22 protein-coding genes are annotated in these 26,021 nt (G+C 71.6%); 18 read left to right on the top strand and 4 right to left on the bottom strand.

Annotated features, from left to right (window positions below; all coding sequences use genetic code 11):
- The first annotated feature begins 70 nt into the window (after positions 1-70).
- The 3 genes from guaB (at position 71) to ACR9ZG_RS03600 (ending at position 3,630) form a co-directional block, all read left to right on the top strand.
- A complete protein-coding gene (guaB, locus tag ACR9ZG_RS03590) occupies positions 71-1,573 on the top strand; it encodes an IMP dehydrogenase (protein WP_481283451.1) in 1,503 nt (500 codons plus the stop codon).
- Positions 1,574-1,694: 121 nt separating this feature from the next.
- Positions 1,695-3,383: an ABC-F family ATP-binding cassette domain-containing protein gene (locus tag ACR9ZG_RS03595; RefSeq protein ID WP_481283452.1), complete on the top strand. Its 1,689-nt coding sequence runs from the start codon at positions 1,695-1,697 to the stop codon at positions 3,381-3,383.
- Positions 3,364-3,630 carry a hypothetical protein gene (locus tag ACR9ZG_RS03600; RefSeq protein WP_481283453.1) on the top strand — a complete coding sequence of 89 codons (267 nt, stop codon included), beginning with the start codon at positions 3,364-3,366 and terminating at the stop codon, positions 3,628-3,630. Before ACR9ZG_RS03595 ends, ACR9ZG_RS03600 begins: the two co-directional genes overlap by 20 nt.
- Before the next feature lie 23 nt (positions 3,631-3,653).
- Here ACR9ZG_RS03600 and ACR9ZG_RS03605 read toward each other — a convergent pair whose 3' ends face one another.
- Positions 3,654-4,799: a MalY/PatB family protein gene (locus ACR9ZG_RS03605; protein WP_481283454.1), complete on the bottom strand. Its 1,146-nt coding sequence runs from the start codon at positions 4,797-4,799 to the stop codon at positions 3,654-3,656.
- Positions 4,800-4,845: 46 nt separating this feature from the next.
- Here ACR9ZG_RS03605 and ACR9ZG_RS03610 point away from each other — a divergent pair, with 46 nt between their 5' ends.
- From ACR9ZG_RS03610 to ACR9ZG_RS03680, 15 genes are all read left to right on the top strand, one after another.
- A complete protein-coding gene (locus ACR9ZG_RS03610; protein WP_481283483.1) occupies positions 4,846-5,964 on the top strand; it encodes a GuaB3 family IMP dehydrogenase-related protein in 1,119 nt (372 codons plus the stop codon).
- A 34-nt stretch (positions 5,965-5,998) separates the two neighbouring features.
- The gene (locus ACR9ZG_RS03615) at positions 5,999-7,873 is read left to right on the top strand and encodes a glycerol-3-phosphate dehydrogenase/oxidase (RefSeq protein WP_481283484.1); all 1,875 of its coding nucleotides are present in this window, start codon (positions 5,999-6,001) and stop codon (positions 7,871-7,873) included.
- Between the two features lie 85 nt (positions 7,874-7,958).
- The gene (locus ACR9ZG_RS03620) at positions 7,959-8,489 is read left to right on the top strand and encodes a cation:proton antiporter regulatory subunit (protein WP_481283455.1); all 531 of its coding nucleotides are present in this window, start codon (positions 7,959-7,961) and stop codon (positions 8,487-8,489) included.
- 3 nt (positions 8,490-8,492) lie between these two features.
- Positions 8,493-9,887, top strand: a complete 1,395-nt coding sequence (locus tag ACR9ZG_RS03625) for a cation:proton antiporter (RefSeq protein WP_481283456.1) — start codon at positions 8,493-8,495, stop codon at positions 9,885-9,887.
- A gap of 57 nt (positions 9,888-9,944) precedes the next feature.
- Positions 9,945-10,757: an SURF1 family cytochrome oxidase biogenesis protein gene (locus ACR9ZG_RS03630; RefSeq protein WP_481283457.1), complete on the top strand. Its 813-nt coding sequence runs from the start codon at positions 9,945-9,947 to the stop codon at positions 10,755-10,757.
- A gap of 4 nt (positions 10,758-10,761) precedes the next feature.
- Positions 10,762-11,223, top strand: coding sequence for a DUF3817 domain-containing protein (locus tag ACR9ZG_RS03635; RefSeq protein ID WP_481283458.1), 462 nt, complete (start codon positions 10,762-10,764; stop codon positions 11,221-11,223).
- Between the two features lie 22 nt (positions 11,224-11,245).
- Positions 11,246-12,832 carry a glutamine-hydrolyzing GMP synthase gene (guaA, locus tag ACR9ZG_RS03640; protein ID WP_481283459.1) on the top strand — a complete coding sequence of 529 codons (1,587 nt, stop codon included), beginning with the start codon at positions 11,246-11,248 and terminating at the stop codon, positions 12,830-12,832.
- 152 nt (positions 12,833-12,984) lie between these two features.
- A complete protein-coding gene (locus tag ACR9ZG_RS03645) occupies positions 12,985-14,868 on the top strand; it encodes a polysaccharide biosynthesis protein (protein WP_481283460.1) in 1,884 nt (627 codons plus the stop codon).
- The gene (locus ACR9ZG_RS03650) at positions 14,865-16,001 is read left to right on the top strand and encodes a DegT/DnrJ/EryC1/StrS family aminotransferase (protein WP_481283461.1); all 1,137 of its coding nucleotides are present in this window, start codon (positions 14,865-14,867) and stop codon (positions 15,999-16,001) included. Before ACR9ZG_RS03645 ends, ACR9ZG_RS03650 begins: the two co-directional genes overlap by 4 nt.
- Positions 15,998-16,615, top strand: coding sequence for a sugar transferase (locus ACR9ZG_RS03655; RefSeq protein ID WP_481283462.1), 618 nt, complete (start codon positions 15,998-16,000; stop codon positions 16,613-16,615). The genes ACR9ZG_RS03650 and ACR9ZG_RS03655 overlap by 4 nt, the downstream gene beginning before the upstream one ends.
- Positions 16,612-17,250 (top strand): acetyltransferase, encoded by a 639-nt coding sequence (locus ACR9ZG_RS03660; protein ID WP_481283463.1) that lies wholly within the window; start codon positions 16,612-16,614, stop codon positions 17,248-17,250. The genes ACR9ZG_RS03655 and ACR9ZG_RS03660 overlap by 4 nt, the downstream gene beginning before the upstream one ends.
- Positions 17,251-17,325: 75 nt before the next feature.
- Positions 17,326-18,264 carry an NAD-dependent epimerase/dehydratase family protein gene (locus ACR9ZG_RS03665; RefSeq protein WP_481283464.1) on the top strand — a complete coding sequence of 313 codons (939 nt, stop codon included), beginning with the start codon at positions 17,326-17,328 and terminating at the stop codon, positions 18,262-18,264.
- 44 nt (positions 18,265-18,308) lie between these two features.
- Complete coding sequence (locus ACR9ZG_RS03670) at positions 18,309-19,442, top strand: glycosyltransferase (protein WP_481283465.1); 1,134 nt, start codon at positions 18,309-18,311, stop codon at positions 19,440-19,442.
- Positions 19,439-20,869, top strand: a complete 1,431-nt coding sequence (locus ACR9ZG_RS03675; protein ID WP_481283466.1) for an O-antigen polymerase — start codon at positions 19,439-19,441, stop codon at positions 20,867-20,869. The genes ACR9ZG_RS03670 and ACR9ZG_RS03675 overlap by 4 nt, the downstream gene beginning before the upstream one ends.
- Positions 20,866-21,918, top strand: a complete 1,053-nt coding sequence (locus ACR9ZG_RS03680) for a glycosyltransferase family protein (protein ID WP_481283467.1) — start codon at positions 20,866-20,868, stop codon at positions 21,916-21,918. Before ACR9ZG_RS03675 ends, ACR9ZG_RS03680 begins: the two co-directional genes overlap by 4 nt.
- Here ACR9ZG_RS03680 and ACR9ZG_RS03685 read toward each other — a convergent pair.
- From ACR9ZG_RS03685 to ACR9ZG_RS03695, 3 genes are read right to left on the bottom strand one after another with little or no spacing between them, the layout of a single operon-like run.
- Positions 21,871-23,106 (bottom strand): hypothetical protein, encoded by a 1,236-nt coding sequence (locus ACR9ZG_RS03685; RefSeq protein ID WP_481283468.1) that lies wholly within the window; start codon positions 23,104-23,106, stop codon positions 21,871-21,873. The genes ACR9ZG_RS03680 and ACR9ZG_RS03685 overlap by 48 nt on opposite strands.
- A complete protein-coding gene (locus ACR9ZG_RS03690; RefSeq protein WP_481283469.1) occupies positions 23,103-24,569 on the bottom strand; it encodes a hypothetical protein in 1,467 nt (488 codons plus the stop codon). The genes ACR9ZG_RS03685 and ACR9ZG_RS03690 overlap by 4 nt, the downstream gene beginning before the upstream one ends.
- Complete coding sequence (locus ACR9ZG_RS03695; RefSeq protein WP_481283470.1) at positions 24,566-25,834, bottom strand: nucleotide sugar dehydrogenase; 1,269 nt, start codon at positions 25,832-25,834, stop codon at positions 24,566-24,568. The genes ACR9ZG_RS03690 and ACR9ZG_RS03695 overlap by 4 nt, the downstream gene beginning before the upstream one ends.
- Positions 25,835-26,021 lie beyond the last annotated feature (187 nt).

A 26,021-nucleotide genomic window follows, 5' to 3' on the forward strand; every position in this document is an offset into this window, starting at 1 on the left:
CGGAATACGCGCCCAGGTTCTCCCGTTACCATGAGACATCCACCGACTTGCGCGACCTGATAGGGGTGAAATGGACCAGCCGGATCCGTTCGGATTCATCGGTTTGACCTACGACGACGTCATGCTGCTCCCCGGGCACACCGACGTCATCCCGAGCGAGGCGGACACGTCCACTCGTCTGACCAAGCGCATCACGATGGCGACGCCGTTGCTGTCGAGCGCGATGGACACCGTCACCGAGTCGCGCATGGCCGTCGCGATGGCGCGCCAGGGCGGCATCGGCATCATCCACCGCAACCTCTCCATCGAGGACCAGGCGTCGCACGTCGACAAGGTGAAGCGGTCCGAGTCCGGCATGATCACCAACCCGGTGACCACCACCCCCGACGCCACGGTCGAGGAGGTCGACGCGCTGTGCGGCCAGTTCCGCGTCAGCGGTCTGCCGGTCGTGGAGGCCGACGGCACCCTCGTCGGCATCATCACCAACCGCGACATGCGGTTCGTGTCGCCGTTCGAGCGCTCGACCACCCGCGTGCGCGACGTCATGACCCGGCAGCCGCTCATCACGGCGCCGGTCGGCATCGACCCGGACGCCGCGGTCGCGATCTTCGCCGAGCACAAGATCGAGAAGCTGCCGCTGGTCGACGCCGACGGCAAGCTGGGCGGCCTCATCACCGTCAAGGACTTCGACAAGAGCGAGAAGTACCCGAACGCCACCAAGGACGACGAGGGCCGCCTGCGCGTCGGTGCCGCCATCGGCTTCTTCGGCGACGCGTGGGAGCGCGCGATGACCCTGGTCGACGCGGGCGTCGACGTCATCGTTGTCGACACCGCGAACGGCGACAGCCGCGGCGTGCTCGACATCATCAGCCGGCTCAAGCACGAGCCGCGCGCCTCCCACATCGACGTCATCGGCGGCAACGTCGCGACCCGCTCGGGCGCGCAGGCGCTCATCGACGCGGGCGCGGACGCCATCAAGGTCGGCGTCGGACCGGGCTCCATCTGCACCACGCGCGTCGTCGCGGGCGTGGGCGTGCCGCAGGTCACCGCGGTCTACGAGGCGTCGCTGGCGGCGCGGGAGGCGAACGTCCCGCTCATCGCGGACGGCGGCCTCCAGTACTCGGGCGACATCGCGAAGGCCCTCGTCGCCGGTGCCGACAGCGTGATGCTCGGCTCGCTCCTGGCCGGCACGACCGAGTCGCCCGGCGAGCTCGTCTTCGTCAACGGCAAGCAGTTCAAGAACTACCGCGGCATGGGCTCGCTGGGTGCGCTGCAGACCCGCGGCAAGAAGACCTCGTACTCGCGCGACCGCTACTTCCAGGCGGACGTTCCGAGCGACGAGCAGCTGATCGCCGAGGGCATCGAGGGCCAGGTCCCGTACCGCGGCCCGCTCGCCGCCGTCGCCTACCAGCTCGTCGGCGGCCTCCGCCAGTCGATGTTCTACGTCGGTGCCCGCACGATCCCCGAGCTGAAGCAGAACGGCAAGTTCGTCCGCATCACCGCGGCCGGTCTCAAGGAGTCGCACCCGCACGACGTGCAGATGGTCGTGGAGGCGCCGAACTACCGCCGGTAGCCGCCACCAGCACTGAACTACGGACCGCCGCCCACACGCATTCGTGGGCGGCGGTTCCGCGTTCCGGCCGCGTCCCCTAAGCTGGAGGGCTTTTCGCCGACCAGGGAAAGGGAATGCCGCCGTGGGTCACATCGACGTCTCCGGGGTCTCGTACGCGCTCGCCGACGGGCGGCCGCTGCTCGACGAGGTCTCCTTCCGGGTCGCGGACGGAACCGTCACCGCGCTGATCGGCGCCAACGGTGCCGGCAAGTCGACGCTGCTGCGCATCATCCGCGGCGAGCTGCGTCCCGACGCCGGCGGTGTGGTGATCGACGGCGGGCTCGGGGTGATGGACCAGTTCGTCGGTCACGTGCGCGACGAGCGGACGGTCCGCGACCTCCTGGTGCGCGTGGCGCCGGCGGCAGTGCGCCGCGCCGCCGAGACGCTCGCCCGCGCGGAGGACGCCATCATCGAGCGCGACGAGACGGACACCCAGCTCCGCTACGCCACGGCGCTCGCCGAGTACGCCGACGCCGGGGGTTACGACCAGGAGGTCGTGTGGGACAACTGCACGGTCGCGGCGCTGGGCGTGCCGTTCGAGCGCGCCCAGTACCGGGCGGTGCGGACGCTCTCCGGCGGGGAGCAGAAACGACTGGTGCTGGAGGCGCTGCTGCGCGGCCCCGAGCAGGTGCTGCTGCTCGACGAGCCGGACAACTATCTGGACGTGCCGGCGAAGCGCTGGCTGGAGGAGCAGTTGCGGGCGACGCCCAAGACCGTCCTGCTCGTCTCGCACGACCGCGAGCTGCTGGCCAACGCGGCGGACCGCATCGTCACGCTGGAGCTCGGCGGCGCCGGCAACACCGCGTGGACGCACGGCGGCGGCTTCGCCGGGTACCACGTCGCCCGCGAGGAGCGGATGGCCCGGCTGGAGGAGCTCCGCCGGCGCTGGGACGAGGAGCACGCCAAGCTGAAGGCGCTCGTCCTGCGCTTCCGTGAGAAGGCGAAGTACAACAGCGACGTCGCGAACGCGTACCAGGCCGCTCAGACCCGGCTGGCGCGCTTCGAGGCCGCCGGGCCGCCGCAGGCCAGGCCGCGCGAGCAGAACGTGCGGATGCGCTTGACCGGCGCACGCACGGGCCGCCGGGTCGCAGAGTTCCAGCGCCTGGAGCTCACCGGCCTGATGCGCCCCTTCGACGGCGAGCTGTGGTTCGGCGAGCGGGTCGCCGTGCTCGGCTCCAACGGCTCGGGCAAGTCGCACTTCCTCCGCCTCCTGGCGGCGGGCGGGACGGACCCCGACCCCGCGGCCGGGCACCTCGCCGCGGCGGACCAGGCGGGCCAGCACGTGGCGCACACGGGCGTCGCCAAGCTGGGGGCCCGGGTGGCGCCGGGGCTCTTCGCGCAGGCGCACGAGCATCCCGAGCTGAGCGGGCGCACGCTGCTCGACATCCTGCACCGCGGCGACGACCGCCGCACCGGCCTGCCCCGGGAGGCCGCCAGCCGCGTGCTCGACCGCTACGGCCTGGCCGCGTCGGCCGAGCAGACGTTCGACTCGCTCTCGGGAGGTCAGCAGGCGCGGCTGCAGATCCTGCTGCTGGAGCTCTCCGGAGCGACGCTGCTGCTGCTCGACGAGCCCACCGACAACCTCGACCTGGTGTCGGCGGAGGCGCTCGAGGAGGGCCTGGCCGACTACGAGGGCACGGTCGTCGCCGTCACCCACGACCGCTGGTTCGCCCGCGGCTTCGACCGCTACCTCGTGTTCGGCGCCGACGGCGAGGTCTACGAGACGGACGAGCCGGTGTGGGAGGAGGGACGTGTCAGCCGGGCGCGGTGAGGTGGGGCTGCGCCAGCGGAACGCGCCCCGCATCCAGGCCCTCCCCATCGCCCTCGCAGCCGCGGGAACGCTTCTCGTGCTCGGCTCTGCCGTTGCGCTGTACGTCGCCGGTCTCATCGTCGACGAGCGGATGGTCGACCCGGGTGACTCCTTGGTCCCGCTCTGGGTCGGCGCCGCCGTGGGGCTGCTGCTCATCGTGGCGGGATGCGGTGTATGGGCCGCGGGCGGGCTGCGGCGGCGGCGCTGATCGCTGACCCCTGCCGCATCGCCCTACCGCATCGCCCCCATCCGCCGCACCGCCTCGGTCAGGACCTCCGGCGAGCAGGCGAGGTTGATCCGGGCGTACCCGGTGCCCTCCCTGCCGAACTGCGGCCCATTGCCGAGGGCGACGCGCGCCTGCTCGAGGATGCGGGCGGCCGGGTCGTCGCCCCAGCCGAGGGGGCGGAGGTCGACCCACGCGAGGTAGCTGGCGTGCGGCTCCCGGTACCGCGCCTCGGGGAGGTGCTCGGCGAGGAGGGCCGTCAGCAGGCGGCGGTTCGCCTCGATGGCGTCGATGGCGTCCGCCAGCCAGGGGCCGCCCTCGCGGTAGGCGGCCTCGGCCGCGAGCACACCGAACAGGCTCGTGCGCTCCTCCACCTCGACGGGGAGGGCGTCGACCAGCGCGCGGCGCTCGGGCGACGCGGTGACGAAGAACGCGCACTTGAGGCCGGCCAGGTTCCACGCCTTGCTCGCGGAGTGCGCCGCGATGCCGACCCGGCGTGCTGCCTCCGAGACCGCGAGGAACGGCGTGAACCGCGCGTCGCGGTGCACCAGCGGGGCGTGCACCTCGTCGCTGACCACCGCGACACCGTAGCGGTCGGCGAGCTCGGCGACGGCCGCCAGCTCGTCGGCCGGGTGCACCAGGCCGAGCGGATTGTGCGGGTTGCAGAGCAGGAACGCGCGCGCCCCGCCCGCGAACGCCCGCTCCAGCCCGTCGAGGTCGAGCGACCAGCCCGCGGCGCCGCCCTCGATCAGCGGCACCTCCTCCACGACGCCGCCGGCCTCCGGGATGTACGAGAAGAAGGGCGGATACACCGGCGGCGTGATCACGACGCGGTCGCCGGGCTCGATCAGCCGGCGCAGCGCCTCCACCACGACGACCCCGATGTCGGCGGTCGTGCGCACGGCCGCGGGGTCGACCTCCCATCCCCATGCGGCGCCCGCGTAGTCGGCGAAGGCGCGGTGGAGGCCGCGCCCGGTGCCGACGTAGCCGGTGTCGTTGCGGTCGATCGCCGCGTGCAGCGCGGCCGCGATCGGCGGGGCCAGCGGGTAGTCCATCTCGGCGACGAACAGCGGCAGCACGTCGTCCGGATACGCGGTCCACTTCTCGCTCGTGCGGGTGCGGAGGAGGTCGATGGCATCGGCGCGGAGGGTCACGCCACCCACTCTGCCAGGGCCGTCGGCCTAGACTGAACAGGTGAGCATGGAGATCGAGATCGGCCGCGCCAAGCGCGCCCGCCGCGTGTACGCCTTCGACGACATCGCCGTGGTGCCCAGCCGGCGCACCCGCGACCCCGAGGACGTCTCGGTCTCCTGGAGCATCGATGCCTACCAGTTCGCGATCCCGTTCCTCGCCGCCCCGATGGACTCGGTGGTCTCGCCGACCACCGCGATCATGATGGGCCAGCTGGGCGGACTCGGCGTGCTCGACCTCGAGGGCGTGTGGACGCGCTACGAGGACCCGGAGCCGCTGCTCGCCGAGATCCGCGAGCTGCCGGCCGACAAGGCGACCGCCCGCATGCAGCAGATCTACTCCGAGCCGATCAAGCCGGAGCTGGTCACCCAGCGCCTGGCCGAGATCCGCGCCGGCGGGGTGACCGTCGCCGGCGCCCTGTCGCCGCAGCGCACGCAGGAGCTGTACGAGACCGTGGTGGAGGCGGGCGTCGACCTGTTCGTCATCCGCGGCACCACCGTCTCGGCCGAGCACGTCTCCAAGAGCGTGGAACCGCTCAACCTCAAGAAGTTCATCTACGAGCTCGACGTCCCCGTCATCGTGGGCGGCGCCGCCACCTACACGGCGGCCCTGCACCTCATGCGCACGGGCGCCGCGGGCGTGCTCGTCGGGTTCGGCGGAGGCGCGGCCTCCACCACCCGTTCGACCCTGGGCATCCACGCCCCGATGGCCACCGCCGTCGCCGACGTCGCGGGCGCGCGCCGCGACTACATGGACGAGTCGGGCGGCCGCTACGTGCACGTGATCGCCGACGGCGGCCTCGGCAGCTCGGGCGACATCGTGAAGGCCATCGCGTGCGGTGCCGACGCCGTCATGCTCGGCACCACCCTCGCCCGCGCCACCGACGCCCCCGGCGGCGGCTGGCACTGGGGAGCGGAGGCGCACCACCCCCACCTCCCCCGCGGCAACCGCGTGCAGGTCGGTCAGGTGGCGCCGCTGGAGGAGATCCTCTACGGGCCGGCGCCCGTCGCCGAGGGGTCTGCCAATTTGGTGGGAGCATTGCGGCGAAGCATGGCGACGACGGGATACTCGGACCTGAAGGAGTTCCAGCGCGTGGAGGTCGTCGTCGCGCCGTACCAGTCGCACTAGCTGTCGGCCGCAGCGGCCGAGGAGGGAGACAATGATGGTCACATCCCAGTCAGCCGTGAGCACGGTCACGTCGAACCCGGCGGTCGCCAAGCCGTCGCGCCTCGGCCCGGCGGAGCGCTCGGCCGCGATCGCCGCCCTCAAGGACACGGAGCTCGACGTCCTCGTCGTCGGCGGCGGCATCGTCGGCACCGGTGCGGCGGTCGACGCCGTCACCCGCGGGCTCAGCGTCGGGCTGGTGGAGGCGCGCGACTTCGCGTCCGGAACCTCCAGCCGCTCCTCCAAGCTGGTGCACGGCGGCATCCGGTACCTCGAGCAGCTCGACTTCCGGCTGGTCCGGGAGGCGCTCATCGAGCGCGGCCTGCTGCTCCAGCGCATCGCTCCGCACCTGGTCAAGCCGGTGCGCTTCCTCTACCCGCTGCACAAGCGGGTCTGGGAGCGCTTCTACATCGGCGCCGGGATGATGCTCTACGACATCTTCTCGTACACCGGCGGCCGACCTCCCGGCGTGCCGCACCACCGGCACCTCAGCAAGCGGCAGGTGCTGCGCGCCATCCCGAGCATCGCCCCGAACGCGCTGGTCGGCGGCATCACGTACTACGACGCGCAGGTCGACGACGCCCGCTACACCGCGACCCTCGCCCGCACGGCGGCGCACTACGGGGCCCAGGTGGCGACCCGGGTGCGCGTCGAGGGCTTCGTGAAGGTCGGCGAGCGCGTGGTTGGCGTGCAGGCGCACGACCTGGAGACCGACGAGCGGTTCGAGATCCGCGCGAAGCAGGTCGTGAACGCGACCGGCGTCTGGACCGACGACACGCAGGCGATGGTGGGGGAGCGCGGCCAGTTCAAGGTCCGTGCCTCGAAGGGCATCCATCTCGTCGTGCCGCGCGACCGGTTCCAGTCGAAGATGGGCTTGCTGCTGCGCACCGAGAAGAGCGTGCTGTTCGTCATCCCCTGGGGCCGGCACTGGCTGATCGGCACGACCGACACGGACTGGCACCTCGACAAGGCGCACCCGGCGGCGACGGCCGCCGACATCGACTACCTGCTCGCGCACGTCAACGAGGTGCTCAACGTGCCGCTGACCAGGGAGGATGTGGAGGGCGTCTACGCCGGCCTGCGGCCCCTGCTCGCCGGCGAGTCGGAGGAGACCTCGAAGCTGTCGCGCGAGCACCTCGTCGCGCACTCCGTCCCGGGGCTCGTCGTGATCGCGGGCGGCAAGTGGACGACGTACCGGGTCATGGCGAAGGACGCGGTGGATGCCGCCGTCGACGCCCTCGACGGCAAGATCCCCGAGAGCACCACGATGGACATCGCGCTCGTCGGGGCCGAGGGATACCAGGCGGCATGGAACCGCCGCAAGCGGATCGCCGCCGACACCGGCCTCCACGTCGCCCGCATCGAGCACTTCCTCAACCGGTACGGCACGCTCACCGAGGACATCCTCGCGCTGATCCGCGACGACCCCTCGCTCGCGGAGCCGCTGCCCGGCGCCGACGACTACGTGGGCGCCGAGGTGGTGTACGCGGCCTCGCACGAGGGCGCGCTGCACCTGGAGGACGTGCTCGCCCGCCGCACCCGCATCTCCATCGAGGCGTGGGACCGCGGCGTCTCGGCAGCACCTGTCGCCGCGCGGCTCATGGCGGGCATGCTGGGCTGGGACTCCGAGCGCGAGGAGCGCGAGGTGCAGACCTATCTCAAGCGCGTCGCCGCGGAGCGGGCCAGCCAGCTGCAGCCGGACGACGAGTCCGCCGACCGGGCGCGGCTGGAGGCGCCCGACATCGTGGACGTGGACGCCGCGGCACAGCGGGTGACCAGGACCGCGCGCACCGGCGTGCCGTCGAAAGCCGATGCCGACGCGTCCGGCGTGACCGGTGCCGGCGCGGAGGACGCCCCTATCACGGACGGCTGAGCGGGCCCCCGGCTCCGTTCAGGGCGCTTCGATAGGGTATGAGAGAACCCACAGAAACCAGTGGATCGGCGGATGGAGACGGACGATGGTCGACGTACGACGGGTGAAGCTCCCCGGAGTGGGGGTGCTGCACACCTTCGTCACCGATGACGGCGGCAAAGTCGGCGTCATCGCACACCGCTCGGGTCACAGCGACCTGATCACGTTCTCGGACCACGAGGACGGTTCGGACGTGACGAAGGTGTCGCTGCGGCTCAGCGAGGACGAGGCGCACACGCTCGCCGAGCTGCTCGGCGGCACGCAGATCACCGAGTCGCTGACCGCGCTCGACCAGATCCCGGGGCTCAGCATCGACTGGTTCACGGTCGACTACGAGGACTACATCGCCGGGCAGCAGCTCGGCCAGCCGGGCGACAGGGGCTTCGTCGGCCTCACCGTCGTCGCGGTCGTGCGCGGCGACTCCGCCAACCCGGCCCCGGCGCCCGACTTCAAGGTCTTCCCCGGCGACACCCTCGTCGTCGCGGGCACCCCGGAGAAGGTCGCCAAGGCCTTCTCGTTCTTCCGGACCGGCGAAGTCGCCGCCCGGGCCACCGTCGACGCTCCGCCGGGGGGTTGATCGATGCATCTCGGTGAAGACCTCATCATCCTCGGAATCCTCCTGCTCGTCGCCTACGTGCTGGGGCGGCTCGGCAGGCTGGTGGGTCTCCCCGCGATCCCCGTCTACATGGTCGTCGGGCTGCTCGCGAGCCCGCACACCGGCTGGTTCCCGCTCGACTTCGAGAGCCATTACATCGAGCTGATCGCGGTCTTCGGCCTCATCCTGCTGCTGTTCAACCTGGGGCTGGAGTTCGACCAGGACGAGTTCTTCGGCAACTTCGGCAAGCTGATCATCTCGGGCGGCTCCTACATCGTCATCAACATGGGCGTGGGGCTCGTGTTCGGCTTCATGGTCGGCTGGGGCACCCGGGAGGCGCTGATCATCGCGGGGATGACCGCGACCTCCTCGTCGGCGATCGTCACGAAGCTGCTGATCGACCTGCGCAGGCTGCCCAACACCGAGACGCCGATGATCCTCGGCGTGACGGTCGTCGAGGACATCTTCATCGCGATCTACCTCGCGATCGTCTCTGTCGTGCTGAGCGGCGAGACCGACTTCTGGCCGGTGGTCGGCAAGCTGGCCATCGCCTTCACGTTCCTCGTGGTCATGTTCACGATCGCGCGCTGGGGCGGGAGGTTCGTCTCGCGCCTGTTCCGGACCAAGGACGACGAGCTCTTCACGATCCTGTTCTTCGGCTTCGCCGTGCTGTTCGCCGGGATCGGCGAGATCCTCGGAGTCACCGACGCGATCGGCGCCTTCCTCATCGGGCTCGTGCTCGGCGCGACCAAGTACCGCAACAAGATCGAGCACATCGCCATCCCGCTGCGCGACGTCTTCGCCGCGTTCTTCTTCCTCAACTTCGGGCTGGAGCTCGACCCCGCGCAGTTCCCGTCGGTGCTCGTCCCGGTGCTCATCGCGGTCGGGATGACGATCGTGCTCAATATCGGCGCCGGCCAGTTCGTCGCCTGGATCAACGGGATGGGCGTGCAGGCGGGCATCAACACCACCGTCATCCTGCAGAACCGCGGCGAGTTCGCGCTGATCCTCGCCACGCTGTCGATCAGCGCCGGGCTGGACGAGCGGATCCAGCCGTTCGCGGGCCTCTACGTGCTCATCATGGCGGTGCTCGGGCCGATCCTCGCAGCGAACTCCGAGAAGATCGGTGGGATGATCCTCAGGACCGGCGCGTCCACGAGGCGCAGGAAGAAGCCGAAGCGCGATCCCATGCTCGACGAGGAGATCGCGCTGGTCGAGGCGGCCACCGCCGACCTCGTTCCCGAGTCCGGTCGCGACGACCGGAACGCGGACGACACCACCGCCGCCGTCGACCGGATCGTCGAGCAGGCCATGCTGGAGCAGAGCGCCTCCGGCCCGGCCGTGCAGCAGGAAGACTCCGGCGACCGAAAGCGGGACTGACCCATCGACACCACCCCCGGCCGCCCGTCAGCGACGGGCGGGACCACGCTGTTACAGATGATGCTGCGACCCCGCTGGATCGGGGCGCTCGTCTTCGCGCTCGCGCTCGCCGCGGGCTTCGCGGCGCTGGGCCAGTGGCAGCTGGCGCGCGCGGTGGAGTCGGGGAAGGCCGTGGAGGCGCCGACCGAGACCGCGCTGCCGCTGACGCAGGTGGCGCAGCCGGGCGGCCCGCTGCGCGACGCGGCCGTCGGCCAGCTGGTGGAGTTCGACGCGACCTTCGTGCCAGGCGACGAGCACCTCCTGTACGACCGCATCAACGACGGCCGCACGGGCTGGTGGGTCGTCAGCCACGCGACGGTGGCAGGATCGGGCGGCGAGCCGGTCGCGCTCGCGGTCGCACGCGGGTGGGCGCCGACCGAGCAGGCGGCGAAGGCCGCGGCCGCACGCCTGGCCGAGCAGCCCGCAACGAAGCAGCGCGTCACCGGCCGCATCCTCCCCGACGAGCAGCCGCAGCTGCCGCAGGATCGCAAGAACGCGCCGCTGGCCATGCGGACGGTCGGCGTCGGCGCCCTCTACAACCTGTGGACGGGCGTGGACGGGATGGACGTGTACGCGGCCTATGTCGTCGACCGCGACGCGCCGGCCGGCCTGACCGACATCGACTCGCCGCCCCCGATCGCCCAGACCGAGCTCAACTGGCTCAACATCTTCTACGCCGCGGAGTGGATCATCTTCGCCGGCTTCGCGGTCTTCATGTGGTACCGCCTGGTGAAGGACGCGAAGCAGAAGGAGGACGAGCTGCGCGAGCTCGAGGCCCAGGAGGCGGCCGATGCGGCGGGGGAGCGGGCCCCGGCGGGCCACGTAGAATAGCGGTATGCCCCTCGCTCCCAAGCTCGAAGACTTCCCGAAGATCCGCGGGGCGCTCCGGTTCTACCAGGTCTTCGCCTACGTCACCGGCATCATGCTGCTGCTGCTGTGCGCCGAGATGATCCTCAAGTACGGTATCGGCCTCCAGCTGTTCGCCTTCAGCAACTACGGCGCGCTGACCTTCGTCCCGGTCGAGACCGCCGTCGAGCCGACCGGCCTCGACCTCAGCACCGGCATCCTCATCGCACACGGCTGGCTGTACGTCGTGTACCTCATCTCCGACTTCCGCCTCTGGAGCCTGATGCGCTGGCCGTTCATCCGGTTCGTGACCATCGCGCTCGGAGGCGTCGTCCCGTTCCTCTCGTTCTTCGTGGAGGCGCGGGTCAGCAAGCAGGTCAAGACCTATCTGGCCGGCCGCGAGGCCGAGGCAGCGACGCTCGTGGAGGCGACACATCAACGCGAATCCTGAAACCGACGGCGCCTTCAGCGACATGCTGCGCGGCGCAGACTCCGCGGCCCCGCAGGGGCCCGTCCTCGTCGTCGACTTCGGCGCGCAGTACGCGCAGCTGATCGCGCGGCGCGTGCGCGAGGCCAACGTGTACTCCGAGATCGTGCCGCACACGGTCACGGCGGCGGAGATCGCGGCCAAACGGCCCGCCGGCATCGTGCTCTCCGGCGGCCCGTCCAGCGTGTACGAGGAGGGCGCGCCGAAGCTCGACGAGGCGATCCTCGACCTCGGTGTCCCGGTACTCGGGATCTGCTACGGCTTCCAGGTGATGGCCACCGCGCTCGGCGGGGAGGTCGCCAAGACAGGGCAGCGCGAGTACGGCTCGACCGCGGTCCGCATCTCCGACGGCGGCGTCCTCCTCGACGGGCAGCCGGCGGAGCAGACGGCCTGGATGAGCCACGGCGACTCGGTGTCGCGTGCTCCGGAGGGCTTCGACGTCCTCGCCTCCACCGACGGCACCCCCGTCGCCGCCTTCGCCAACGACGAGCGCAAGCTGTACGGCGTGCAGTGGCACCCCGAGGTGAAGCACTCCGCGTACGGCCAGGCCGTGCTCGAGAACTTCCTGCACCGCGCCGCCGGCCTCCCCGGCGACTGGAACGCGGGCAACGTCATCGCCGACCAGGTCGCCGCGATCCGCGCGCAGATCGGCTCCGGCCGCGTCATCTGCGGCCTGTCGGGCGGCGTCGACTCGGCCGTCGCGGCCGCGCTCGTCCACAAGGCCGTCGGCGACCAGCTGGTCTGCGTGTTCGTCGACCACGGCCTCCTGCGCAAGGACGAGGCGCGCCAGGTCGAGGAGGACTACGTCAAGGCCACGGGCATCCGGCTGGTCACGGTGAACGCGCAGGAGCAGTTCCTGACCGCGCTCGCCGGCGTCAGCGACCCCGAGACCAAGCGCAAGATCATCGGCCGCGAGTTCATCCGCGTCTTCGAGCAGGCGCAGGCCGACCTCATCGCGGAGGCGGCCAGCGAGGGCGATCCGATCCGGTTCCTCGTTCAGGGGACGCTCTATCCGGACGTCGTGGAGTCGGGCGGCGGCACCGGTACCGCGAACATCAAGAGCCACCACAACGTCGGCGGCCTGCCGGAGGACCTGCAGTTCGAGCTCGTGGAGCCGCTGCGGACGCTGTTCAAGGACGAGGTGCGCTCGATCGGGCGCGAGCTCGGCCTGCCAGAGGAGATCGTCGCCCGGCAGCCGTTCCCCGGCCCGGGCCTCGGCATCCGCATCGTCGGCGAGGTCACCCAGGAGCGGCTCGACCTGCTGCGCGACGCCGACGCGATCGTGCGCGCCGAGCTGACCGCCGCCGGGCTCGACGGCGAGATCTGGCAGTGCCCGGTCGTGCTGCTGGCCGACGTGCGCTCGGTCGGCGTGCAGGGCGACGGCCGCACCTACGGCCACCCGATCGTGCTGCGCCCGGTCTCCAGCGAGGACGCGATGACGGCCGACTGGACCCGCCTGCCGTACGAGCTGCTGGCCCGCATCTCCAACCGCATCACCAACGAGGTGGACGGGGTCAACCGCGTCGTGCTCGACGTCACGTCCAAGCCGCCGGGGACCATCGAGTGGGAGTGACCCCTCGTCGGACTCACGCGTCCGACGAGGGCCGGACGACGGCCGGAACGCACGCGTTCCGGCCGTTCTCCGTGTCGCGGCAGACGGCGCGTTCCAGGTCTCGCCGTGGGATTAGGTAGCATGGCCTGGCTAGAGAACGAGGAACTGCCAGTATGACTTTCAAGGATCGGCTCTGGGCCAAGCGCGTCCAGGACGAGACGCGCGCCCGCGGCGAGTCGCTCGTGGCACGCTTCGGCAGCCAGTACCTGGCGGACTCGCTCGCCTGGGTCGTGGCGATCTTCGTCGCCGTGATCTTCCGGTACGACTTCAACCTGACGAAGATCGACATCCTGCCCGTCCTGGTGCTGTGCGTGGTCGTGCTGCTGCTGCAGCTCGTCCTCGGCTGGCTGTTCTGGCTGTACCGAGGGCGGTACACCTACGGCAGCTTCGAGGAGGCGACCGCGGTCGCCGTCACGGTCGCATGTGTGTCCGTCATCATCACCCTCCCGCTCGCCGCCTTCAGCTCGGCGCTGCACCTGCCGCGCAGCCTGGCGCTCATCGCCGGCCCGATCGCGTTCGGCCTGATGGGGCTCGCGCGGTACCTGAAGCGCCAGTACGTCATCCGCAAGCTCAAGGTGAACCCGGACGCGGGTCGCGCGATCATCGTCGGCGCCGGCTTCATGGGCAGCATCATGGTGCGGCGCATGCTGACGGACCCCGAGTCGGCGTACCTGCCCGTCGGCTTCCTGGACGACGACAAGAGCAAGCGCAACCTGCGGCTGCTCGGCGTCCCGGTGCTCGGGACCATCGCGGACATGGCCTCGGCGGCGCAGGCGACCTCCGCGACGGTCGTCATCGTCTGCGTCGCGCGCGCCGACGCCACCCTGCTCAAGCGCATCTCCGACTACGCGGAGCCGCTCGGGATGACCGTCAAGGTGCTCCCGGAGCTCGACGAGGTGCTGGGCGGCAAGACGCGGCTGAGCGACATGCGCACGCTGTCGATCGAGGACCTCATCGGCCGCCGCCCCGTCGACACCGATGTGGAGAGCATCGGCGGCTACCTGACCGGCCGCCGCGTCCTCGTCACCGGCGCCGGAGGCTCCATCGGCTCGGAGCTGTGCCGCCAGATCGCGAAGTACCGGCCGTCCGAGCTGATCATGCTCGACCGCGACGAGACCGGCCTCCAGGGCGCGCAGCTCAACATCGCCGGCAACGGCCTCCTCGACTCGCGCGACATCGTGCTCGCGGACATCCGCGACGCCGACGCGCTGCACGAGCTGTTCCAGGAGCGCCGGCCCGACGTGGTCTTCCACGCGGCCGCGCTGAAGCACCTGCCGATGCTGGAGCGGTACCCCGGCGAGGCCTGGAAGACGAACGTGCTCGGCACCCTCAACGTGCTGAACGCCGCCCTCGCCTCCGGCGTGCAGCAGTTCATCAACATCTCGACCGACAAGGCGGCTCGCCCGAGCAGCATCCTCGGCCACTCCAAGCGGGTGGCGGAGCGCCTCACGGCGTGGGCGGGCGAGACCTCGGGCCTCGCGTACCTGTCGGTGCGGTTCGGCAACGTGCTCGGCAGCCGCGGCTCGCTCATCCCGACCTTCAAGCGCCTGATCGACGAGGGCAAGCCGCTCACCGTCACGCACCCGCAGGCGACCCGCTACTTCATGACCATCCCCGAAGCCTGCCAGCTCGTCATGCAGGCGGGGGCGATCGGCACCGCGGGCGAGGTGCTCATCCTCGACATGGGAGAGCCCGTCAGCATCCTCGACATCGCCCACCGCATGATCGCGCAGTCGGGCAAAGACATCGAGGTCGTCTTCACCGGCCTGCGCCCTGGCGAGAAGCTGCACGAGGAGCTGATCGGCGAGGACGAGGTCGACGTGCGGCCGCGGCACCCGCTGATCTCGCACGCGCGCATCCGCCCGCTGCGCCCCGAGCGGCTCGACCGCGCGGAGTGGGAGCGCCGCTGGTCGGAGGGGCGCGCCGACACGAACATGGTCGGCGTGAGCCAGGCGACCGAGGTCAGCCGGTCCCGCCGGGGCGGTACCGCCTCGTGAGCCCCCGCATCTACATGTCGTCCCCCGACGTCGGAGCCCTCGAGGAGGAGTTCCTGCTCGGCGCGTTGCGCTCCGGCTGGATCGCGCCGCTCGGCCCCGACGTCGACGCCTTCGAGCGCGAGATCGCCGACCGCACCGGTGTGGCGCACGCCGTGGCGCTGAGCTCCGGCACGGCCGCGCTCCACCTCGCGCTGCTCGCCGCCGGCGCCCGTCAGGGCACGTCGGTGATCACGTCGACCATGACGTTCGCGGCGACCGCCAACTCGATCGTCTACACCGGCGCCACGCCGATCTTCGTCGACTGCGACCCGGTGACCGGCAACATGTCGCCCGAGCTGCTCGAGGAGGCGCTGCGCGACGCGGCGGCCCAGGGCGTGACGGTGGCGGCCGTGCTGCCGGTCGACCTGCTCGGCCGGGTCGCGGAGTACGACCGCATCGAGCCGATCGCCGCCCGGTACGGGGTGCCCGTCGTGTCCGACGCGGCCGAGGCCCTCGGAGCCTCCCGCGGCGGCCGCGCTGCCGGGTCGTTCGGCATGGCCGCCGGGCTCTCGTTCAACGGCAACAAGATCATGACGACCTCCGGCGGCGGGATGCTGCTCACCGCCGACGCGGAGGTCGCCAAGCGCGCCCGCTACCTCGCCACGCAGGCCCGCCAGCCGGTCGCGCACTACGAGCACGTCGACATCGGCTACAACTACCGCATGAGCAACCTGCTCGCCGCTCTCGGGCGCGCCCAGCTCGCCCGGCTCGACGGGATGATCGCCCGCCGCCGCGACATCCGCGAGCGGTACCGCGAGCTGTTCGCACCCGTGGCCGGCGTCAGCCTCTTCCAGGGCGACGGCGACGCCGAGGACAACTGCTGGCTCACGTCCATCCTGGTCGACCCCGAGGTCGCCGGCTGGCGTGCCACCGAGCTGAGCGCCTGGCTCGCCGAGGACGACATCGAGAGCCGTCCGCTGTGGAAGCCGATGCACCTGCAGCCGGTCTTCGCCGGCGCCACCGCGGTGGTCGACGGGAGCGCCGAGCGGCTGTTCGAGACCGGCGTGACGCTCCCGAGCGGCTCGGTCCTCGGCGACGAGGAGCTGAGCCGGGTGACCGACCGCATCACCGCCTTCCTGGAGGCCCGGTCGTGACCCGCCGGCGACCCTACGACGCCGTGAAGCGCGCGCTCGACATCGTCAGCGCCGCGATCGTGCTCGTCGTCGGCTCGCCCGTGTTCGCCCTCGTCGCGGTGCTGGTCGCCCGCAACCTGGGCCGGCCCGTGCTGTTCCGGCAGCCGCGTCCCGGCCGCGACGGGCGCGTGTTCACCCTCCTGAAGTTCCGGACGATGCGCGAGGCGCGTCCTGGCGAGGATGTCAGCGACGAGGCCAGGCTGACCCGGTTCGGCCGGGTGCTGCGCTCGACCAGCCTGGACGAGCTGCCGTCCTTCGTGAACGTGCTCCGCGGCGACATGAGCGTCGTCGGCCCGCGGCCTCTGCTCGTCTCGTACCTCGGCCGGTACACGCCGGAGCAGGCCAGGCGGCACGAGGTGCGCCCCGGCATCACCGGCCTCGCCCAGGTGAGCGGCCGCAACACCGTCGAGTGGTCGCGCCGCTTCGAGCTGGACGTGGAGTACGTGGAGCGCCGCAGCCTCCGCCTCGACGCCTGGATCCTGCTGCAGACGGCCCTCTCGGTCGTCCGCCGCGACGGCATCTCGGCCGAGGGGCACGCGACCATGCCGGAGTTCCGGCCGGAGGAGGTCGCGTGACGGCGCTCGTCGTCGTCGGTGCAGGAGGTTTCGGCCGCGAGGCGCTCGACGTCGCGGAGGCCGCCGAACGCGCCGAGCCCGGCCGCTACGACGTGCTCGGCGTCGTCGATGACGCCCCGAGCGCGCTCGCGCTCAGCCGGCTCGCCGACCGCGGCGTCGCCTACCTCGGCACGCTCGACGAGTGGCTGGAGGCGCGTCCGTCCGCCCGCTACGTCGTCGGGATAGGCTCCCCGGCCGTGCGCCGGACCATCGACAGCCGGCTGACCGCGGCGGGCCTCGAGCCGGAGACGCTCCTCCATCCGCGTGCCGAGATCGGGTCGCGCGCCCGCATCGGCGCGGGCTCGGTGGTGTGCGGCGGCGTGCAGCTCTCGACCAACGTGACGCTCGGGCGCGGGGTGCACCTGAACCCCGGCGCGGTGATCGGGCACGACGCCGTCCTGGCCGACTACGTCTCCGTCAATCCCGGCGCCATCGTCTCCGGCGAGGTGCGCGTCGAGGGGGGTGTGCTGCTCGGAGCAGGTAGCGTCGTCCTGCAGGGGTTGACGGTCGGCGCCGAGAGCACCGTCGGCGCCGCGGCTTGCGTGACGAGGGATGTGGCCTCGCACGTCGTCGTCAAGGGCGTGCCCGCCCGCTGACCCAGCAGCACCGAACCAGCAGCACCGGAACCAGCAAACCGAAACGTCAGAACCGCCGTCCGACCTGAGAGACCCATGAGAATCCTGATCACCGGAGGAGCCGGCTTCATCGGCTCCAACCTCGTCCGCCACGTCAACGCCGTCCACCCGGAGGCCGAGGTACGGGTGCTCGACGACCTCAGCACGGGCAGCCTGGCGAACCTCGAGGACACGAACGTCGAGTTCACCGAGGGCAGCATCCTGGACTTCGACCTGCTGTCGTCGGTGGTGGAGGGCGTCGACTCGGTGGTCCACCTGGCGGCGCTCGGCAGCGTGCCGCGCTCGGTCGCCGCGCCGATCCCGTCGCACCACGCCAACGCGACCGGCACCCTCCACGTGCTGGAGGCCTCGCGCCTCGCCGGGGTGCCGCACGTCGTCGTCGCCTCGTCGAGCTCGGTGTACGGCAGCAACACGAAGCTGCCGAAGTCGGAGTTCGACTGGACCCGGCCGATGAGCCCGTACGCGGTCAGCAAGCACGCCACCGAGGGCTACACGATCGCCTACAACCACTCGTACGGCATGAAGACGCTGGCGTTCCGGTTCTTCAACGTCTTCGGCCCCCGGCAGGCGGCCGACCACGTGTATGCCGCGGTCATCCCGAAGTTCGTGGAGGCGGCGCTCGACGGCAAGCCGCTGATCGTGCACGGCGACGGCCTCCAGTCGCGCGACTTCACCTACGTGGAGACCGTGTGTGCGGCGCTGATGTCCGCCGTGGAGCGGCAGATCTCGGACACGCACCCGGTGAACCTCGCCTTCGGCACGAGCACCCCGCTGCTGCGCGTGGTCGAGCTGATGCAGGAGCACCTCGGCGTCGAGCTGGCCGTCGAGCACGTGGAGCCGCGGGTCGGCGACGTGCGCGCCTCCCAGTCGGACGGCGTCCGCATCCGCGAGCTGTTCCCCGAGGTGCAGCCGACCGACTTCGCGACGGCGCTGACGCGCACCATCGACTGGTACCGCGAGCGGCGAGACGGATGACGCCCGGGGGTGCGCCGGCGCACCGGCCGACGATCGTCCTCGGGGTGACCGTCGACCTCTCGCTGCGGCTGATGGCCGGGTTCCCGGCGTTCCTGGCCTCTCGGGGCTGGGACGTGCACGTCGTCTGCTCGCCGGGTGCGGCGCTGGCGGCACTCGACGGGACCCCGCACGTCACGGCGCACGCCCTCCCGATGCGGAGGGACCCCTCACCGCTGGCCGACCTCCGCTCGCTGTTCGCGTGGCTGCGGCTGCTGCGCCGGCTCCGGCCGGACGTCGTCAGCGCCGGGACGCCCAAGGCGGGCCTGCTCGGCACGCTGGCGGCGCGACTGACGCGCGTGAAGGGCCGGGTATACCTGCTGCGCGGGCTCCGGCTCGAGACGGCGCAGGGCCTCGGACGCCGCATCCTCACCGTGCTGGAGCGGCTCAGCGTGGCGAGTGCGGTCACGACGGTCGCCGTCAGCCGCAGCCTGGCCGCGCGCGCGGTTGAGCTGCGCCTGGGCCGTCCGGAGCGCTTCATCGTCCTTGGTGACGGCTCGTCCAACGGCGTCGACGTCGACGCGGTCGAGCGCGCGCTCCCCGACGATGCGACGGCGAAGGAGCAGCTGCGCGAGCAGCTCGGACTCGACGCCGGCCTCCCGGTCATCGGCTTCGTCGGCCGCCTCACCGAGGACAAGGGCGTCGGGGTGCTGGAGGAGGCCCTCCGCCTGCTCCAGGGCCGCGGGGTGGCCGCGCAGCTGCTGCTCGTCGGGTCGGGCGAGAACGAGGCGGGCGCCGCCTTCCTCGACGTCCCGGGGATGCGCATGGCGCGCACCGGCTTCGTCACCGACCCGGAGCGCTACTACGCGCTGATGGACCTGCTCTGCCTGCCGACCTTCCGCGAAGGCTTCCCGAACGTCGTGCTGGAGGCCGCCGCCGCCTCCGTGCCGACGGTCACGACCGACGCCACGGGCGCCGTCGACTCCGTGATCGACGGCGAGACCGGGCTGATCGTCCCCGTCCGCGATGCGGAGGCGCTGGCCGACGCCATCGCTGCCCTCATCGCCGACCCCGAGCGGCGCCGCGGCTACGGCCGGGCGGCCCACGAGCGCGCGCGGGCGCGCTTCGACCGCCCGGTCGTGTGGGCCGCACAGGAGGCGTTCTACCGGGGACTGCTCGACCGGAAGGGGCCGCGCGCATGATGCCGAATCTCGTCTGGTGCCTGCTCCTGCTCGGGATGCTCGTCGTGCTCAGCCTGCTCGTGCACCGCTACGCCCGCACGGTGTTCGTGCTCGTGCTCTGCCACAACGTGGTCTGGGCGGGCGCGCTCGCGCTCATCGCGACCAACCTCATCGCGTACAAGCCCGCCACCGCGGGGGCCTGGCTGACGCTCGCGACGGGCATCGCCGCCTTCGACGTCGGGGCCGGCGCGATCGCGATCCTCCTCGCGCGCCGCCGGGAGCGGCCGTCACTGCCGCGCTGGGGTGCCTGGCGCGTGCAGGAGACGACGTTCGCGGCGACCCGGCCGGTGTTCTACGTGGCACTGGCGCTGTACTGCGCAGGGTTCGTCGCCTACCTCGTGTCGGTGCATCTGCGGTTCGGGATCACGACGCTGCTGCTGCACCCGGCAGCGATCCGCGGTGCGCACGGAGCGTCGTACCTCGAGACGGTGCCGCTGCCCGCGCGCGTCCTGCTCTACCTCGGGCCTCTTCTGTTCGTGCTGCTCGTCCACCGGCCGGGAATCGATCGGCCGTTCCCGATCGCCGTCCGGGTGGTCGGGGCGCTCGCCCTCTGCGCTTCGATGCTGGCTCTGCTGCAGCGGACGAACATCGTCATCGCGGTCCTGCTCTGGGTCGCGGTCCTCGTCTCGCAGCAGTGGCCGGCACGCGGCGCCGAGCGCGGCGACCGCGCGCGTGGCGTGACGCGGCTGTGGTCGCGCCTGCCGCGGGCCGTGCAGATCATCGGCGGGGTCGCGGTGCTCGGGGTCGGCGCCCTCCTGGTGTTCCAGGGACTGGGCGGAGCGCTCAACAAGACCGGGCAGGAGTCGCTGCGCAGCGGTGTCGTGGCACCCGCTCTCGCCCGCTCGGGCCTGACCTCGCCCTTCCAGTACTACACGGCGGGGACGATGGCGTTCCTTCAGCTCGCGGACTCCGACAACCACGAGTGGCCGCCGGAGCGTGTGCGCGGCGTGTTCGTCGTCGGCGACTGGGACCCGCAGACCTGGGGGGCGAGCACCTTCGGAAGCGTGCTGAAGGTCATCCCGGGGATACCGCATGTGGACCCGATCAGCCCCTTCATCGACACCGGGGTCCCGACCAACGTGTACACCTGGCTGGAGCCGTTCTACCGCGACTTCCGCCTCCCGGGCGTGCTGGTCGGCACGGTGCTTCTCGGCGCGCTGTTCGGCTGGCTGTTCATCCGCCGGTTCCGCTCGCAGACGATGTACTGGATCTCCGCGGTCTGCATGACGACGGTCTTCCTCGCACCGTTCGTGACCAGGATCGGAAGCACCCTGGTGCTGTCGCTCATCGTCTTCGCGGCCGCCATCACGCTCGTCAGCCGCTGGAGCGTCCATGGGCGGGGCATTGCCGATCCCGACGAGGAGCCGATCGAGGAGCGGGTCTCGTGACCGCGCTCCGGTACGCGACGAGCTACGGCCGCGGGGCCGGCAGCGCCCGGGTGCGCGTCTTCGACTGGATCGACCACCTGGGCCTCGACGCCGACGGCTCCAGCTACCTGGGGCTGTCCTCCAACGGACTCGGGGTGCTGGCGCGGAACGCCGCGCGCATCCCCTCCGCCGAGCTGCGCCTCCGGTCGGAGGCGCGCCGCACCGACGGGCCGCTGCTGCTCTCGCGCCAGGCTGGGCCGTTCAGCAACGGCGGCGTGGAGGCGCGGATGCTGCGCAACGCCGCGCACGGCGTCTACGACTTCGACGACGCCCTGATGCACAGCCCGCTGTCCGCGACCGAGCGCCTCTGGTCGAAGCGGCGCATCTGGCGGCGCAGCGTCGAGGCGGCGGACGTCGTCGTGGCGGGCAACGAATTCCTGGCCGAGGAGGCGCGGCGCCACGCCCGCGAGGTCGTGATCGTCCCGAGCTGCGTCGAGCCCGACCGCTACCCGGTGAAGGAGCACGTCGATGGCGAGACGCCGACGGCCGTCTGGCTGGGGTCTCCGAGCACCGAGAAGTATCTGGCCGACGTCGCGGAGCCGCTGCTGGCCGCGCACGCCGCGACCGGGCTGCGGCTCGTGGTGATCAGCGCGGGGGAGGCGCCGCTCGGCGACCTCGACGCGATGGTGGACCGCGTGGCGTGGGGTCCGTCGACGTACGCCGCCGACCTCCTGCGCGCCGACTTCGGCATCATGCCGCTCACCGACGACCTGTGGTCGCGCGGCAAGTGCGCGTACAAGCTGCTGCAGTACTCGGCGGCCGGTCTGCCGTCCGTCGCGAGCCCGGTGGGCGAGAACGCCCGCGTGCTGGACCGTGCGCAGGGCGTCGCGGCCCGGACGGCCGGCGAGTGGCGGGACGGGCTCGTCGGCCTGGCTCGCGAGAGCGCCGCCGAGCGAGCGCGACGCGGTGCCGCCGCCCGCGCGGCGGTCGAGGAGCACTACAGCTTCAGCGCGTGGAGCGCCTCATGGCAGCGGTTCGTCCTCGATGTCGACCGGTCCGGCGACCTCTGAGCGTGCGCGCAGCACGACCCACAGCCACACGACGCCGCTGAGCGCCGTCCCGACCGCGTAGAACCAGATCGCGCCGGTCAGCTGTCCGAGCAGCGCGCCCGCGATGGGGCAGGCGATGGCGAGGACGGTCTGGAAGATGCGGCCGACCAGCAGAGCGCGGCCGGACAGGTGGGCGCGCGCCAGCATGTAGTAGAAGAGTGTGAGGAAGTTGGAGGCCACGAACAGCCCCGTCGGGACCGCGTAGTCGGCGAGGGCGGTGAGGGAGCCCAACTCGATGTGCAGCGACCCGATGATGAGCAGGGCGACGGCGGCCGCGGCGCCGAAACCGACGGACAGGCCGACGACGAGAGCGATGCGGGCGAGCGAGCGGAACGCCGCCAGGCTGGCGCCGGCGAGCACCGGGCGCAGCGGGTTCAGCACCAGGCGCACCGGCGCGGCGACGTTCGAGACGGCGCGGTAGACGCCGAAGTCAGCGAGGCCGAGCACGGGTGCGACCGCGAACGGCGTCGCGATCGAGCCGACGTCCATCAGGATGGAGTCGCGCAGCAGCGGCGAGATGTGCTCCCGGTGGAGGCGAACCCAGCCGATCGCGGCGGCCGGGCCGCGCAGGTAGGGGCGGGCGGCGACCGCGGCGGCGCCGAGACCGCCGGCCAGCCACGCCCACGACAGCGTCTCGAGCGCGTCGAGGGGGGTGAACGTCAGCGCCAGCCACACCAGCACCGTGAGGGAGACGCCGACGATGTCGGCGACCAGCGCCAGCCTCCACTGGCCGGTGCGGACCTGGTGGTAGCGGGTGCCGGACCGGTACACGTTCGCGCCGGCGGCCAGCGCGCCCGTGATCGCGACCGGCGCGAGGCCCGGGACGATCAGGGACAGAACGAGCGTCGCGAGCACGGTGAGCGCGCTCAGATACAGCAGGGCGGCGGCGTAGTCCGGCCAGGGGGAGCGGTGCCCGCGGCCGAGCTCGGTGCGCAGCCACGGTTCGCTGACCGTCGAGAGGCACACCGAGGTCCCGAGCGCGAAGACCAGGTACTGCAGCGAGAACAGGCCGAACGACGACGGCGGCAGGGACACCAGGCCGAGCAGCTGCGCGGCCAGCGAGAACAGGGCGCTGGAGGCGGTGCTCAGCAGGAGGAGGCCGCGCCCGCGCGGGGCCCCCGACGCCGTCACCCCGCTCGCTCCGGTCACCGGCTCTCCGCCGGGGCGGGCAGGGGCTCCGCCGGTGACGGCGAGGTGCCCGCCGCCTCCTGCCGCCGCGCCGTGAACACCGCGCTGGCGACCATCAGCGGCAGGAACACCGGCCACATGTGGCCGGGCGCCTGGAGATACGGATTGCTCGCGTTCGCCGCGAGGACGCACAGGGCTCCGACGGAGCTCACGAACAGCGCGCCGCGGAGCGGCCCGGCCACGCCGAACGCCTTGCGGACCGCGAGGAACGCGGTCACGAACACCGCGGCCACGAGCAGCAGCCCCACGATGCCGGTCCAGTAGAAGAGCGCGTGGTACTGCAGCTCCGTCTGCCACGGCCGGATCTCGCGCTCGATCGACCCGCGGTCGATGGTCGCGCCGAAACCGCGGCCGACCACCCAGTCGGCCGGAGAGTCGGGGCTCAGCAGGACCTGGCTCTCGTTCGTCCGGATCTTGTCGGCGAGCGAGTCGGTCTCCTCATTGGTGAGGCGTCCGGGATCCTCGAGCTCGTCCGTGGTGAGGCCCGTCGGGTCCTTCGAGACCACGGAGCCGGTGGAGTGCGCGACCGCCCCGAGCATCGAGATGATCTGCGGCTGGCAGGCGAACGCGCCGGCCGCGGCGATGACGAGGACGACGAGCAGGCGCAGCAGCGCGCGCCAGGTGAACCGCACCGCGTCGGTCTGCGGACGGTTGCGGACCGTCAGCGCGAACAGGGCGATGACCGCGATCACCGGCGTCGCGATCAGCACGAGCACCACGCCGCGACGCCACGAGGCGACCGCGCCGATGATGATCAGCGCCGCGGCGAGCGTCCGGAGCCACACGGGCGGGAGGTACGCGTCCTTCGCGGAGACGAACATCGACGCGATCCAGATGCCGCCCCACCAGAGCAGCGGCGGGATGGTGGTCGCCGTGAGCGCGACGACGCCTCCGCTGCTGGATCCGGCCATGTGCAGGGGGTGCTCGATCCACGCGGGGAGCCGGCGGAACGGGAGCACCCCGCCGGCCGCCAGGGCCTGGACGAAGAGGAGCGCGCCGATGAACACCGACAGCCAGGCGCCGGTGACGAGGATCGTGCGGACGACCCTGCGGTCGAACCCGAGCACCACCACACTGAAGACGGCCGGCCAGAGCAGGAAGAAGACCAGCGTCCGGCCCCAGGAGTCCGCGTCGCGCACGATCCCGGTGATGATGCCCAGGGCCAGGAAGGCGACCCACAGCGCCGCCGGAAGCAGGAGGGAGCGGTCGGGCCGGATGCGATGCCGGACCACGTTCACCCCGGCGATCACGGCGAACGACAGGAGGATCGGGTACAGGACCACGTTGTTGCCGACCGGGATCAGCGTCACGTACACCAGCGCGATGACGATCCAGACGAGGATCGCCGTCAGCCAGGGGTCGCGCCGCCACGCGAGCGTCAGTGCGCCCCAGCCGGAACCGCGGGGCGCCTCCGTGCTGGTCACAGCCGCTCGATCGTCGGCCCGGTCACGCGGTTCTTGGTGTCGAGCACAGGGACGGGGGACTGGGCCAGCAGGTCCAGGTCGAACTCCTCGTGGTCCGTCACGAGCACGACCGCATCGGCCGACGCGATGGTCTCGGCGGAGTACGGGGCGCGCTCGACGCCGGCGGGCCAGCGGTGCGGCTCCACGCGGTCGTCGACGCCGACGATCACGGCGCCGAGCTCGCGGAGCACGTCGATCAGCCGCAGCGACGGCGACTCGCGGATGTCGCCCGTGTTCCGCTTGTACGACAGGCCCACGAGCACGATGCGCGACCCGTTGAGGGCCTTGCCGGCGCGATTCAGCAGCACCATCAGGCGCTGGGCGACGTAGTCAGGCATGTGGTCGTTGATGTCGTTGGCGAGCTCGACGAACCGGAAGGACTGGCCGAGCTTGCGGCGCACCTGCCAGGACAGGTAGCTGGGGTCGACCGGGAGGCAGTGGCCGCCAACGCCGGGGCCCGGCGTGAACTTCATGTAGCCGAACGGCTTCGACGACGCCGCCTCGATCGACTCCCACACGTCGACGCCGAGCTGGTGGCCGAAGATCGCCAGCTCGTTCACGAGGGCGATGTTGACGTGGCGGAAGGTGTTCTCGAGCAGCTTGGTGAGCTCGGCCTCCTTCGTGCCGCTCACGGGAACCGTCCGCTCGACCAGGTCGTCGTAGAAGGCCTGGACGCGCTCCAGCGAGGCGGCGTCGATGCCCGAGACCACCTTCGGGGTGTTCGCGAAGTTCCACGTCTTGTTGCCTGGGTCGATGCGCTCGGGGCTGTAGCCGACGAAGAAGTCCTCGCCGGCGGTCAGACCGGAGCCCTGCTCGAGCAGCGGGATGAGGAGCTCCTCGGTCGTGCCCGGGTAGGTCGTCGACTCCAGGATGACGGTCGCGCCCCGCGTGAGATGCGCCGACAGCGACTTCGCCGACTCCTCGATAAAGGTCAGGTCGGGGATGCCCTCGCTGAGCGGCGTCGGCACCGTGATGACGGCCACGTCGAACCCGGCGGCGTCGGCGTAGTCCTTGCTCGGCACGTACCGGCCCGACTGCAGCGCGGCGCCCAGCGTCTCGGAGGTGATGTCGTCGACGTAGGACTCGCCGTTGCGGAGGCCGTCGATGCGGCGGTCGTCGACGTCGAGGCCGACCACCTGGTAGCCCGCGTCGACGGCGCGCATGGCGACGGGAAGCCCGACGTATCCCTGTCCGACGATGACGGCGCGTTTGGTCTGTGAACTCATGATCCCCGGTTCGCTCGCTCGAACTTCGCAACGGAGCGCGCGAGCGGCGCTGACGCGACGATGGGGCGTGCCATGCTCGCCCCACCGTGCCAAATTATCAGAACACTCCCAGTGCTGCCTCCGAGCGCCCGGGGGCTGTGGTGAGAGGCCTTTCAGGGCGTCCCCCGTTCGCGGGACACGGCCCGTC

The sequence above is a fragment of the Leifsonia sp. KNZ12-8B genome, assembly GCF_056755495.1.

Excerpts from the sequence above, each read along its gene's own strand:
- guaB (WP_481283451.1), top strand. The coding sequence starts at position 71 with ATGGACCAGCCGGATCCGTTCGGATTCATCGGTTTGACCTACGACGAC.
- ACR9ZG_RS03610 (WP_481283483.1), top strand. The coding sequence starts at position 4,846 with ATGGAGATCGAGATCGGCCGCGCCAAGCGCGCCCGCCGCGTGTACGCC.
- ACR9ZG_RS03615 (WP_481283484.1), top strand. The coding sequence starts at position 5,999 with ATGGTCACATCCCAGTCAGCCGTGAGCACGGTCACGTCGAACCCGGCG.
- ACR9ZG_RS03620 (WP_481283455.1), top strand. The coding sequence starts at position 7,959 with ATGGTCGACGTACGACGGGTGAAGCTCCCCGGAGTGGGGGTGCTGCAC.
- ACR9ZG_RS03625 (WP_481283456.1), top strand. The coding sequence starts at position 8,493 with ATGCATCTCGGTGAAGACCTCATCATCCTCGGAATCCTCCTGCTCGTC.
- ACR9ZG_RS03630 (WP_481283457.1), top strand. The coding sequence starts at position 9,945 with ATGATGCTGCGACCCCGCTGGATCGGGGCGCTCGTCTTCGCGCTCGCG.
- ACR9ZG_RS03635 (WP_481283458.1), top strand. The coding sequence starts at position 10,762 with ATGCCCCTCGCTCCCAAGCTCGAAGACTTCCCGAAGATCCGCGGGGCG.
- guaA (WP_481283459.1), top strand. The coding sequence starts at position 11,246 with ATGCTGCGCGGCGCAGACTCCGCGGCCCCGCAGGGGCCCGTCCTCGTC.
- ACR9ZG_RS03645 (WP_481283460.1), top strand. The coding sequence starts at position 12,985 with ATGACTTTCAAGGATCGGCTCTGGGCCAAGCGCGTCCAGGACGAGACG.
- ACR9ZG_RS03665 (WP_481283464.1), top strand. The coding sequence starts at position 17,326 with ATGAGAATCCTGATCACCGGAGGAGCCGGCTTCATCGGCTCCAACCTC.
- ACR9ZG_RS03675 (WP_481283466.1), top strand. The coding sequence starts at position 19,439 with ATGATGCCGAATCTCGTCTGGTGCCTGCTCCTGCTCGGGATGCTCGTC.
- ACR9ZG_RS03695 (WP_481283470.1), bottom strand. The coding sequence starts at position 25,834 with ATGAGTTCACAGACCAAACGCGCCGTCATCGTCGGACAGGGATACGTC.